The sequence below is a fragment of the Sphingobacterium anhuiense genome (assembly GCF_042686355.1).
In the GTDB taxonomy this organism is placed as follows: domain Bacteria; phylum Bacteroidota; class Bacteroidia; order Sphingobacteriales; family Sphingobacteriaceae; genus Sphingobacterium; species Sphingobacterium anhuiense.
Map to the genome: position 1 here is coordinate 1,369,136 of NZ_JBHUPE010000004.1, position 13,417 is coordinate 1,382,552.

The following is a 13,417-nucleotide window of genomic DNA, read 5'->3' on the forward strand; positions in this document are numbered from 1 at the left end:
TTTGCAGCAACATTAGTTGCTTGCACCGATCTCGATGTGGATATCAAATCGCAGTACACCGAATTTCCGACCACGGATAAAGCTGCTGAGGCTATTTCAGCAGACGTTTATGCCGCATACCGAAGTGCACTGGGTTACAACCATTGGATGACACAAACTTTATCATCAGACGAAGCTGTCAGTCTTGCATTGGGCACAGACTATTATGATGGCGGTAGATTCCGCGAACTTCATGTTCACAACTGGACTCCCGATAATGCCATTCTTCCAGATGTCTGGAATGCCGCCATGTCAGGCATCAATCTATCCAATAATGTATTGGCTATTTTCGGAGACAATGAAAGCGATAAGGCTGCCCCTATGCGCGCCATGCGCGCTTATTTTTACTTTATCCTGATGGATAATTTTGGAGGAGCACCACTGATCACAGGAAAGATTGACCAGATTCCGGATCGCTCATCACGAGCCGAAATCGCCAATTTCATCTCCAGTGAATTATTAGCCGTCAGGGATCGTCTACCAAAAGAAGTTTCTCCCGCCACATATGGCAAAGCAACACGTTATATGGCCGATGCTTTACTCGCTAAATTATACCTCAATTGGTCGGTTTATACCGCTTCCGATGTAGCTTCCTACACCCCCAATATGCCCAATGAAAAACTAGCACAAGTCGTTGCAATGTGTGATGATATTATTGCCTCGGGTCAATTTAACCTGAGCAGCCACAAGTTCATGGAAAAATTCCGCCCCGACAATGGACCGCAGGTAAAAGATTTCATCTTTGCCATGCCTTTCGACCGCGAAAAACAGCAAGGCATGACCTATGCACGTTTTTGGATACATCGCAGCGGACAAAATCAATTTGCCAAACTGCCACAAAGTGTAGGCGGTACATTTCGGGTATTACCTACTTTCTTAGCCAAATTCAACCTTCAAGGTGACGACAGAAATGCGGCTTACATGGGTGGACTTCAGTACTACTGGTCGGATTATGCACCTGATTTAAATCGTCCGCTATTAATCAAAACCTCTAAAAAAGGTATCGACCAAGACTACACAGGCAGCGATGCCAACGTAACGTTTGACTGGCATATGGAAACAACAAAAGAAATCAAACTTCGTCCCGATGGAGGTCCGACCCTCAATGCAGGAAATGATCAAAAAGGCCGATCAATGGGTTACCGATCTGTTAAATTTTACATGGATGTAAACGTGACAGCGGCAAATAATAGAAACCAAAGTAATGATGTGCCCATCTTCCGCTATGCCGACATTTTGTTGATGAAAGCCGAAGCTATCCTGCGAGGAGCAGCACCTACAAACGGCGAAACACCGATGTCACTGATGAATCAGATACGTGCTTATGTCAACGCACCTGCTTTAACAGCCCAACCAACTTTAGCAACTATACTGGACGAACGCGCACGAGAATTTTCAGATGAATCATGGCGAAGAAATGACCTGATCCGTTATGGAAAATTTGAAGAAGACTGGGGATTCAAATCCTTATACAGCGCAGGATCATCCGAACGCTTTCGCCGCATATTTCCGATCCCCAGACCAATCATGGAAGTCAACACAAAATGGAAACAGAATAGCGGATATTAAGCACAGTTGAGTATGAAAAGAAGAGAATTTGTTAAAAGTACATTAGGAACAGCCGTGGCTACGGGGCTTTCTGCCGGACCTTTAAGCAATTTAGCCATTGGCGCAAATCGAAGAATAGAAAGTGAAGATATCAACAGCCGATCTTCTCTAAAAGACGAGTACGATCTGCATTTTTTAGCGATCGGTGACTGGGGGCGTAATGGTGCCGATCATCAAGTCCAGGTGGCACAACAGATGGGGAAATGGGCGACCGAACATCCCAATGATTTTATTATCTCAACAGGAGATAATTTTTATCCATCAGGAGTTGTCAGCGAACACGATCCCTTATGGCATTATTCATTTGAAAATATTTACACCGATTTCGCCTTACAGTGGGACTGGTATCCCATATTGGGCAACCATGATTACAAATCCGATCCCGATGCCCAAGTACGCTACAGCAACATCAGCCGTCGATGGAAGATGCCAGCACGTTATTACAGCAAAACATTTAAAATCAAGGATAACGATGAAGTCCTGATCGCTTTTATAGATACGAATCCCTTGATACCAGAATTCTATCAGAATAGCGAATATGGGCCACATGTAGCCGGGCAGCAACCAGAAAAACAACTGCAGTGGTTAGACCATCTACTTCAATCTTCTAAAGCAAAATGGAAGATCGTCGTTGGTCATCATCCGCTCTATACAGCAGGCCCCCGCACAGAAAATTATGACACATTAGCCGTGAGAAAGGTCTTGAAACCCCTGTTAGAAAAACATCGTATTCCGTTGTATTTATCTGGACATGAACATTCCATGCAACACTTAAAAGTTCAGGACAATTGTTTCCATCAGTTCATCTCCGGAAGCGGATCTGAAGTAACCCCTGTCAAAAAAGGTTTAAGTTATAGCCGCTTTGAAGCTTCAACTTACGGATTCATGTACTTCGCTCTAAATCAACAACAATTACAGGCGCAGTGCATCGATCACGAAGGAAAGATGATCTACAGTACCATTATACCTTTAACCATATAGGTAAATGAAATAAAACTCCCGAGGTACTGCATCCCTCGGGAGTTTATCTATGAGCTCACATTTAAATTTCAACATGGACAAGTACTTATCGTATTCAGGTATAGCCTCATACGGTATTTATGCAAAATAAGCAAAATGCCCTTCCTATTCCGGAAAATCAGGCATCGCTATCCGACGTTGTGTCGGATTACTCAAAGCCTGCAAGAATGCGAGTACCGCATCTACTTCTGCTTTAGAAAGATCAAGTTTCTTTAATAACGGTGAATGGATCGGTCTTGTCTTTTCATCCACCTGCACCCTACGCTGTATAGGATCCGGATTACCCAGATTATATAGTTCTACCACATCCCTAAGCGTGGGAAAGTTTCCGTGATGCATCCAAGGTCCGGTCAAACCCACATTACGCAATGAAGGTGTCCGAAATGCCCCAATATCTTTCTGGTCGCCTGTTATATGGTAATGTCCAAAGTCCTCCTGCTTCGTTCCATATAAAGTCTGCCCATCGTTATGAAAAAGATTATCCGAAAATAATGGCGTATTATGGCAATTAATACAACGCGCTTTTGTTCTAAAAAGATGAAGTCCTTCTAACTCCTGATCATTAAGTGCATCGGATTGACCCGAAACAAAACGGTCAAACTTAGTAGGATAACTCACAATACTACGCTCGTAAGTTGCTATTGCCTGTTGGATGCGCAATAAATTCACCTGATCATCTCCAAAAGCACTTTTAAAATAAGGACCATACCCCTTGATTATGCGAACATGCACCACCATCGTATCCAAAGACGTATTCATCTCCACATGATCCTGAACGGGCAACAAAACCTGGTCTTCCAAAGTTTTAGCTCTTCCATCCCACATAAAACTCTTGTAATAACCGACATTATAGAGCGTCATGGCATTGCGTTTACCCTCTTTTCTACCATGACCATGCGCCAAGCTCTTACCGTCGCCAAAACCGAGCTGCGCATCGTGACAACTCGCACACGAAAGTTGCTTCGATGCCGATAATCTTGCATCAAAGAACAGGAGTTTCCCAAGTGAGGCCTTTTCTTTACTAAAAGGATTTGACGCCGGATATGCAACAGCTGGCAAAATACCGATATCAACAAATCCCTGCTGAACAGAAGCATCCAAATGCGGTTCAGGCCACTGCCCAACATCACCACTGCTATAGCGGCGACGAAGATCATCTAGCGGTAAAACGCTATCTACCGCATCCGCAAAAGCACTGATCAGCATCGGTAAACAAACTGTTAATGCTATCAAAAACTTATTTCTCTTCATCAAAATCTACGAGCCTCTACTTAAAAACCATAACTTAATCGTACACTTCCTACCTCACGAGTGCGCCCCAAAGGAGCCAAATTCAAGCGATCCAGCGCACTCCCTAAATCTGCTTTTCGATACGTATACGTACCGATCAACTTAATGAAATTACCTTTTTTAAGACGCTGCGTAAACCCTAAACGTAGCTTACCTCCCCATACATCTGCCTCATGATAGCGAATATCCTGGTAAAACACATACTGATGAAAAACATTCTCGTTAATCAAAGGAAGCGTCCACGAAGTACCCATGTTTGTTTCGGCAAAAGCAGTCACCCCAAACTCCACCTCTTGATTTCGAGCCGTAGCATAGGTCAACAATGTAGACAAGGCATAGTCCATCCGATCATAATCCAATCGAGTTTCCGTACCGCCGTCATGGCGTACCTTACGGGTATAACCGATATTTGCCTCATAAAACTGCTGCCACTTATTCTTTTTAATCAAATACGAAAGATCTAAGGTTTGACGCTCCTTTCTGTACACATAATTCTGTGCATTACCACTTTCAGTGACCCAGTCTTTACCACTATAGTTCAAGCTATTAAAAGCAGCCAAATAGGTTTTATTGCCCCGTTTTAAATTCCACATGAGCTGGTAACTCAACTGATCCAGATTAAACTTACTCAGTTCATTGATCCGCGAATCATTTCTAAGCGTCTGTCGATAGTGCTGCACCTCCTTTAAGTATCCAATATTTCCATAGAACTTACCTAGATCACCGTCCCAAGATAAATAACCCTTCGCACCGTAACGCTTCATATCATTCTGGTAAAACATATTGCGCTCACTAAGCCAGTCGCTCACTTTCCAGCCGTAGCCTCTCACGATGTAGTTCATATACGGCGATTCAACAGCACTTAGCGCATATTGCTCATTACGGTAAGCTATTTCTACCCGTTCTTGACCATAACCATATTTTCCCTCTACCCCGAGCTCCCATCCTGAGCTAATACGAGCACTCGCTCCAAGACTTCCATTGACCTGAATCGCATCGATTGTGCTCCTAGGATCGTTGTTACTAAAATGATTGCCGACATGGTAATCCAGACCCCCAAAGACAGAATATTTACGATCTGCAAAATACTTCTGCCCCCTTGTCTGAATGAAGTAATTAGTTCTTTCATAATGATTGTAGCCATACGAACCAAAATACCAGGGCGATGCTGGATTTTCCCGCGTTTGATGCGCAAATCTCGTGCTATCTTCCGTACTACGGTTATAAGCAAATCTTCCCCAAAGGCGAATATCTTTGATCGTTACCGCACCCTCCGAATTAAAATTGATATTTTTTATTTTCTGCGCATCCTGAGCGGTGCGATATTCACCACTAACCTGACTATACCCCATTTGAATAAGGCTGTATCGAGGTTCCACAGACTTCTCCAACCACATGGGTTTATCCACGCTATACGCACGTATACGACGTGCTATGGTATCCTGTTCGACAGCATGTTGCGCATATACAGGAAGATAAGTCCCCCAAACACAAAATAACAGTCCTACTATATGTAATTTCTTCATTGAATCGTATTATTTGTAATCAAGCCCCTAAACTAGTCCGCAAATCCCTTCGGGTTAGCTTTAATGGACACAAAATCATCTTTAGAATTATTTGAATCCTGCAGCACCCGCCTGCCATTAACCAGCTCTTTTGTTTTCCGAATCACAGCATACGAAGATCGCGCCCCACCGTCAACAGCCGTCCATCCCGCATCATTTTGAGCAGAAAACTTTTTTGGATATTGTGTTGAAGTAGAAGACTGAAGCTCAACAGCATCCAGTATAAGATCAATCGGTACCTGAATATAAGTCCCCGAGGTATTGACACGTCCATCAGCAAAAGGCAATCCATAGCCCTTCCACTTCTTTTCATTCCATACCTCATCTTCACGAAAGATAAACCAGCTCTGTTGCGCTGCCTGATTCATAATCAGATCTAACCCACTACCCCGACGCAGCACCTCAACATTCGGAACATTCGGATTATCAACATCCGATGCCAATGGTCTTGACGTTCCGATATAAGGCGCATAATAAGCTTCAAAGTCAGCGTTGCTCAGATCGACCGTTAAACTCGGATCCTGAACAGCAATCACTTTGCCATCAGCTCCTTCATAAGGAGCCTTATGATTGGTCGCTGTAGCCGCGATCACCATACTTTCACCAGGTGCAATCGGATAATCCCGACCTTTACCCGGTAATCGGAGAATCGTTTGCGCATAAACGTAATCGGCATTTGCTTTCATATCTGGAGGCATTTCATAGGATTTACTCCAATCGTATTGTTTACTATTCGCTTGGTAAGCGTACAGCGCATTGTTACTATTTGCTCCATAGGCTTCGGCAATACATAAACTATCGGCATATTGAACCTGATTTGAATTGTTAAAGATCTCAATAAATTGATCTCTAAAACTCGCACCCAAGGTCGCATGCGAACCCGCATAATAGATCTGCTTGATCACCAGTCCATTTGGATTAGAATTGCCGCTTACCAACGACAGATCCCAATGATTTTCAACTCCTGTACCGACCATTATTTCCTTTATTTCGGAACTAAAAGTTACGTCAAAGTCTTCTTCCCGATTCAACAATTGATTGAATAGATCGACCTTAAAACTGGTCACAGCTTGGATTCTATACGTATTTGGCGCAAGTTCCGGAAAGGCAATATGTCCATCCTGCCCAGTCTTGGCGCTATAGATCAATTTTCCCTTTAACGAATAGATATTCACCGTTATGGTGTCCACAGGTAATTTTTCTTGATATTCCTGACTTGCATAAGTAACATCAGCCGTGATATCCACCGGCCCATTATTTGGCGTCAGTTCCTTTTGACAGCTGCTGAATGAACCCGTACAGATAAACAGCAGCATTAAATATTTTTGTAATTTCATATACTTAAAGTTTAAGTCGTAATTGTGCACCATAACTCGGTTTACCATTCGGAATAACCATCGTATTATCCGATCGTTTATACTGCGGACGATAATTGAAAACATTGTAAACATGAAATGTTAAGCTCAAGCGCTTACTTATTTCTTTAGATAAATTGAGGTGAAAATTAGTATATACCCCCGGTTGGTTTTGGTTTCTCACTTCCTCAATAGGGATCAGTAGATGCTTATAGTCAATATTTTTTTCATCAAATTCATTAATCTCATGGTAGACACCATTTTCTGTAAAATAACCCAGCGGAATACCGTCAGTCGCTTGTGTATTGGTTCTATTCAAAATATTAAATTCGGTCGTAAAATTTAATAAGAGCTTAGCCTTTGGAATATGCGTACTCGAAGTAATTGCGGCATTACTTGTCCAAGTAGAACGCTCAAATACAGGATATAAACCTGTCACAGCATAATCTGGGTTGTTGGTATTATTGGTGAAATTTCTAAAATTTTGAACCGGTCTATAAATTGATTTTGTGATCCCGCCACGCAGATTAAGCGATGTCTCAATCGCCGTCCATTTTGGTGTGGATAACATGAGTTCAACACCTTGATTTTTTGTGGTTCCACCATTCACAAAAGTATAGCGGGACAAACGATGACTTTTAGTTCCTAAAGTAACATAAGGTACCTCAGCCTCTGGATCAGGATTGTCTACATAGGTTGGCAAAATGATCGGTGTATAAGACATTTCGGAGTATACATCCCGATAATTGCGTTTACTATACACATTCACCCCAGCTCTAAATCCGCGGTGCTCATAGGCTACCGAGAACTCCAACTGTTCAGAAAGCGCAGGTTTCAGCTTGCTATTGTCTGGTGTAAATTTATCAACATACAGCAAGTACACACTATTCGCCTCATCTACGGCACCATTATCTTTTACCGCAGTCTTTTGGTATAAGGGGATTTCATAGAAAACGGGGCCTGGATATAACTGCGCCAATCCCGGTGCTTTACTTCCCCAACCATAAGCTAAGCCAATACGCAAATCGGGTGTAAGCTCATAATTGATATTTGTACGTGGTGAAAAGGTCACATATCCTTCAAAGAGATCCAAACGTGTACCCAACCGCACATTCAGGTTACGGTCCGCTATAGTGGTTCTAAAAACATCTTCAGCATATAGACCGATTTGATTTTGAGCATGTAGCCGTGAAAAATCATAATATCGTTCCGAGCGATTGTCTCCATTTGCAACCGAGGTATTATTTCGGGGACGTGTCGGATCAACGATCTGCCCCCGCCCCTTGTTTTTAGAATAATTATAAGAGGATCCAAAATTCAACTGGTGCAAGATATCGCCTGTATGGAAACTACCATTCAAATCCAATCTGGCTGTAAAATCCACAGGCTTTCCCTCCAGATTGGTCACTGCCGTGTAGATACCAGAAGCATATTGTCCATTGGTGATTCCTACATCAGTTGCATCGGTATATATGATGTAGGTATTATTCATATACTGCTCTTTGTAGGTATTCTGATAGGTCTCACTATAGCGTACATTAAAACCAATATTAGTCAAGAAACTATTGTCAATTCTATAATTGAGGCGATTACCTATAGAAAAGTTATAAGCTTTATAGCGCAATATGGTTGCCGTAGGATCATCCGGATCACGGCGTACATTATCCAGATGACGACCATAATCCGCTGTGAAGGTATTGGTAAAAGCACGGTCCTTTCCAGCGGCAGTACTCCACATCAGATTACTCCCCACACGGTCATACGATTTTAATTTATCACGGTTATCATTATACGAACGTGTAAAATTACCCCCAAAAGTAAAAGCGCCCAGTTTTTTTGTTTTAAACCCTTTTGTCAATCCGTATACCGTAGCATTATCACGTAGTTGCATATTAAAGTTGAAAGGAGTTCCACCCGCTACCCGATTGATAATAACAGCACCATTGGTCATATCCCCATATTTTGCAGAGGAAATACCAGCCACCACTTCCACACTCTCAATGTTGTCCGTCGCAATCTGACGTAAATCTGTTCCTCCAAACGTGTAATCACCGGTATATCGGTCGCCACGGTCAGCACTCCCCATCAATCCCGATATACCACCGCCCACATATGAATTACCCATTCCGCTAATCCCTGGATTAAGCGTCTGCATATTGGCATTATTAGAAAGTGCTATACCATCCATGATCAGAGCAATACCAAACGAATTATTTAATGAAAAAGGATCTTTTGTCCCTAGAGAATTTGTCCCCATCGAAGCACTGCGCAGATTAGCTTGTTGCACCTGTTGTAAAGAAGGCGCGGCAATCTTCTGTCCAGGGACCAAACTCAACAGATCATTAAGACTAAGCGCTCCTGACTGCTCAATCACTTCGCGGTTTATATACAGCGAAGTATTACTTTCTAAATTCTGATTCGTACGCGGAGTTACTGAAATTTCCTCAAGTCCCACACTTAATAACGGTAAGGTAACAGTCGATGCAACTGTCTGCTGTTTGTCCAGCGATAGGTTTAAGGTTGTCCCCTGCCTCCCGATCATCGAAAAACGGACTTCAGCAGATTTAAGACGGTGTGCCGGAAACTGGAATCTGAACGAACCATCTTGCTCGGTTAAAAAATATTGGTTTAGTTCTCTAAAGAATACCGAGACCAATGATAACGGTAGTCCTTCCTCATCAGTAACTTTACCCGTTAAAAGACCTAAAGAACCGTTATTAATTAAAATATTTCGTCCCGACAGCTTCATCTGTAAGTAGGTCTGCTGCTCCAGACTTTGTAAAATCTGAGTCAGAGAACCACTCATCTGTAAAGAAACCTTACGATTCAGATTGACGGTTTTTTCATCATATAGAAAAGTATAGCCCGATTGGTTTTCGATCTGCTCCAAAATAGATTTAAGCGACTGACTTTTACTTTCGACTTTAAGCTGTTGTGCAGTCACTGAAAAACCATGACAGGTCAGTGCGACACCAAGAAATAAAGAACGAACCCAGATTGCGCTGGGCTTATTATTGTTTTTCATATTATTTTTTACGGACAATTAAGGTGTTAGATTCAAGAGAGAAGTGATATGAGGTAGTTAAAGTTAATTTTTCCAGCACCTGTGCCAAGCTTTCATGTGCAATCGATCCAGAAAAATCAAGCTCTATAATTGCATCAGGTTGAAAAACAACACCATATTTACGAGCCAGCTGTGAACCAATTTCCGAATAACCTGCGTGCTTAAAGTGTAGAATTCCTTCCATTGTTTCGCGTTCTTTGGTTCGATCAAAAGGTTCTATTGTATAAGTTCCTAAGGCTTTGTTATAAACAAATGCCTGTCCGGGCACGATCACCAGATGCATGCTCTCATTGGAGATTTCAACCTTTCCTGTAAATAAGGCAATCTTCGCTAATTTGTCTTCTTCAAAAGCATGAACATTAAATGAAGTTCCTAGCACTTTCACATCAAATTCACCAGCCTGGATAATAAATGGTTGGTCGGCATTATGTGCAACATCAAAGAAAGCTTCACCTTTTAGTGCAATCTTCCTTTCGCCGTGAGTAAATCTCTGAGGATAATTTAATGTCGAAGTAGGGCCTAATCGTACTTTTGTTCCGTCCATCAACTGAATGTTCATGTACTTACCTGCAGGCACTTTTTGTTCTAAAAATTCCACTGTTGCCATTGAGGATTGCAGCGGAACCTGTCTTTGCTGGTAGAAAAAGATGGAAATACCCAAAACAACCAGACATGCCGCGGCATAAGGCAACCATCTGCGAAACTGAAAGAAGCGGTTCACCTGCAATTCATCGATCGCTTGAGACAGACGTCTTCTTTCGGTGGAAATCTCTTCCTCAGACGGCATAGCCTGAAGCTGTAAAATCAACGTTTTACTTTCCAGAATCAAATGTTCATACTGCGGATTTTCTGCCATCCATTTTTGCCAGTAAACGAAATTTTCTGATTCATGATCCAGACAATAGTCAATAAAAGAAGGATCACAGATGAGTTTTTCTATAGTAGGGTTAACCATTGTTTTTCATGCATTTTAAGAGTAGTGCATGAAACCCTCCAATTTTACCTATTTTATTTATAATAATTTAAAATAAAAATCAAAAAAGGCGTTAAATTACCTTTCAGGCTCTTTATGGCTTCGTAAATAACGTTATATACGGTCCGAACGGCCGCATTTTCCTCGGTTGCAATCTCTTCATAGGACTTGTTCTGAAAAAATTTCAGATCTATGTAGTGGCGCTGTTTTTTGGTGAGCTTGGCCAGCGCAGCATGCAGCAACTGCTCTTTCTCGATGATTTCCTCTACCTTTATTTTTTGATCTTCCACAGATTCCTCAAAAGGTTCATTTAGTATACTCTCCAGCGAAGACTGTTGCGATTTAAGTTGCCGGTATATAATCCTCTTCAACCAAACAAAGACATAGAATTTAGGATCTTTGATTTCCTGCGGTAGGCGTTCATGCTTTTCCCAAAGTTCATAAAATAGAATATGGATTGATTCCTTTACGATTTCTCTATCTTTACCGATAACCATACCATACTGGAACAGAGACCTATAAATAGCATCATAGAAAACAAAGAAACTTTTCTTATCCCCTTTTGTAATATTGACCCAGTGCGTTTTCATTTTCGAGGTCGCTAAGATACTATATTGTTTAGATTAATTCCAAATAAAAAATAACGAATACTTGGAATACTATTCTCCGAAATATAAACATTGCAACAAAAAATGATTGAAAGCTAATTGGTAGTATAACTTTATAAACCAAGTATTGATCGTGGATCCAATAATCGGTATTAATAATTTAAATAAAACACATTAAAATTTAGTTTTTAACAGGTTATAGATTACAAGTAAGTCATTTTATAGCGCACATAACTTTTAAACGCAACATATATTTTTCCTAGATTCGGTATCCTGATTCTCTCAGTCAAAATCTGCTTCGAAGACTTCTCTTTTATTTTTGCAAACAGAGAGAGGTAATACTTATAGGCTAAATACACACCAAATTTAGAAGACTTCGGAAGTCTCTTAATGCCCGATAATGCCTCCAGAAACTCATCTTTAATTTCTTCTTCTATCTGTTTTTTTACTGTATCGTCAAAAAACTTCATATTGATATTAGGAAAGTAAGTACGTCCCAGTATGTGATAATCATCTTTTAAGTCCCTTAGAAAATTTATCTTTTGAAATGCCGATCCGAGCTTCATGGCATAAGGTTTTAGTTCCAGATACAGTTTTTTATTACCCTCTGTAAATACCTGCAAACACATCAACCCGACTACCTCTGCCGATCCGTAGATATATTCTTCATATAGCTCAGCATTATATGCTATCTTTTTAAGATCCATATGCATACTGTTCATAAATTGATCAATAAGCTGGTGGTCAATACCATATTTATGTACAGTCTCTTGAAAAGACTGCAGTATAGGATTCAGGGCTATATTCTCCCTTAATGCCAAGTCTGTCTCTAACTGCAGTCTTTCCAAAAGTACCCGCCTATCATAAGCATAAAAGCTGTCAACAATTTCATCAGCCAGGCGCACAAATCCATAAATAGCATAAATACTATCCCGGATACAAGGTTTTAATGCTAAAATGCCTAATGAAAAGCTGGTGCTATATTTAACCGTAGTTTTCTTACTCACTTCATAAGCGAGTTCATCAAACAGTTTTTTCATACGTTTATCAGTTAGGGTATTGCCTTCTCGACTAGCTATTCGTAAGTTGTCTTCATTGGTATTTTTCCATGTATACGCTCGTTATAAACTTATGCTCTTTAGCAGAAGCAACAGAGAAGTACCCCAGTGCATTATTAGATATATTTGAAGTAGGATTTCCTGGCGCAGCACCACCAGGATTGGCAGACTGAAAATCACTCCAGTATTGATAAACATTGGCATCAATACAATAGCGGATGACCTTCACTTCATCATTCAGTTCAAGATCAATTGTGCGGTCTGAGATCTCATGTGTCACATACTTACCATCGTTGAACTTATCATTGTACGTAGAGGCAAAGCGAATCGGCGAACCTTTGATCGCTATTTCATACAAGTAATAATTTTTTATTCCTACCGGATCGTTAAAAGTAAATCTTGGATAAAAGCGTTCCTCATTGAATACTTTTTCCTTTGTAATTCCTAAAGAATCAATAGCTACATATTCTGGCATCTGTGACTGGCTAACATAGTTAACCCCCTCCGATTTTACGTCAAGAAAATAAATAATTCCAGGTTTGACCACAAAATTCTTGGCACGATAATATCCATCCCGATCATAGGTAAATAGAATCTCTTCCTTTGCCGATGAACGGACAACGACTGCAGCATCTTCTATGGGTGTATTTCTCCCATTTACACCAAACGCGATGGTCTTGGAAACTCTTATCGTTTGATCAGAACTTAAATCGTTTAAATTAGCTTCAATCACGGTTCTTGGACCAGCACTATCCAGATTAAGATCAATTACCTCTTCGCATGATGAGCTTAAAAAAGAAGTTAAGGACAGTAGTAAAAAGTATCTTGTTTTCATTG

General features: G+C 41.0%; 10 protein-coding genes. 2 read left to right on the forward strand and 8 right to left on the reverse strand.

Features of this window, described 5'->3' with window-relative positions:
• Nucleotides 1-36 precede the first annotated feature (36 nt).
• Together ACFS6I_RS11535 and ACFS6I_RS11540 are read left to right on the forward strand one after the other, a co-directional pair.
• On the forward strand, nt 37-1,608 hold the full coding sequence (locus tag ACFS6I_RS11535) for a RagB/SusD family nutrient uptake outer membrane protein (RefSeq protein WP_380920641.1): 1,572 nt from the start codon (nt 37-39) through the stop codon (nt 1,606-1,608).
• A 12-nt stretch (nt 1,609-1,620) separates the two neighbouring features.
• The gene (locus ACFS6I_RS11540; protein ID WP_380920643.1) at nt 1,621-2,628 is read left to right on the forward strand and encodes a purple acid phosphatase family protein; all 1,008 of its coding nucleotides are present in this window, start codon (nt 1,621-1,623) and stop codon (nt 2,626-2,628) included.
• Nucleotides 2,629-2,772: 144 nt separating this feature from the next.
• Here the strand turns inward: ACFS6I_RS11540 and ACFS6I_RS11545 are convergent, their stop codons facing one another.
• The 8 genes from ACFS6I_RS11545 to ACFS6I_RS11580 all read right to left on the reverse strand — a co-directional run bounded on the left by ACFS6I_RS11545 (nt 2,773) and on the right by ACFS6I_RS11580 (nt 13,415).
• Nucleotides 2,773-3,918 (reverse strand): cytochrome-c peroxidase, encoded by a 1,146-nt coding sequence (locus ACFS6I_RS11545; RefSeq protein ID WP_380920644.1) that lies wholly within the window; start codon nt 3,916-3,918, stop codon nt 2,773-2,775.
• Between the two features lie 20 nt (nt 3,919-3,938).
• Nucleotides 3,939-5,483: a DUF6850 family outer membrane beta-barrel protein gene (locus ACFS6I_RS11550; RefSeq protein ID WP_380920646.1), complete on the reverse strand. Its 1,545-nt coding sequence runs from the start codon at nt 5,481-5,483 to the stop codon at nt 3,939-3,941.
• Nucleotides 5,484-5,515: 32 nt separating this feature from the next.
• Entirely contained in the window at nt 5,516-6,859 is a 1,344-nt protein-coding gene (locus tag ACFS6I_RS11555; RefSeq protein WP_380920648.1) for a DUF4876 domain-containing protein, read from the reverse strand.
• A 4-nt stretch (nt 6,860-6,863) separates the two neighbouring features.
• Nucleotides 6,864-9,902: a TonB-dependent receptor gene (locus ACFS6I_RS11560; RefSeq protein WP_380920650.1), complete on the reverse strand. Its 3,039-nt coding sequence runs from the start codon at nt 9,900-9,902 to the stop codon at nt 6,864-6,866.
• 1 nt (nt 9,903) lies between these two features.
• Nucleotides 9,904-10,896 carry a FecR family protein gene (locus tag ACFS6I_RS11565; protein ID WP_380920652.1) on the reverse strand — a complete coding sequence of 331 codons (993 nt, stop codon included), beginning with the start codon at nt 10,894-10,896 and terminating at the stop codon, nt 9,904-9,906.
• A 53-nt stretch (nt 10,897-10,949) separates the two neighbouring features.
• Nucleotides 10,950-11,504, reverse strand: a complete 555-nt coding sequence (locus ACFS6I_RS11570; RefSeq protein ID WP_380920654.1) for an RNA polymerase sigma factor — start codon at nt 11,502-11,504, stop codon at nt 10,950-10,952.
• 221 nt (nt 11,505-11,725) lie between these two features.
• Entirely contained in the window at nt 11,726-12,562 is an 837-nt protein-coding gene (locus ACFS6I_RS11575) for a phytoene/squalene synthase family protein (RefSeq protein WP_380920656.1), read from the reverse strand.
• A 52-nt stretch (nt 12,563-12,614) separates the two neighbouring features.
• A complete protein-coding gene (locus tag ACFS6I_RS11580) occupies nt 12,615-13,415 on the reverse strand; it encodes a DUF4249 domain-containing protein (protein WP_380920658.1) in 801 nt (266 codons plus the stop codon).
• Nucleotides 13,416-13,417 lie beyond the last annotated feature (2 nt).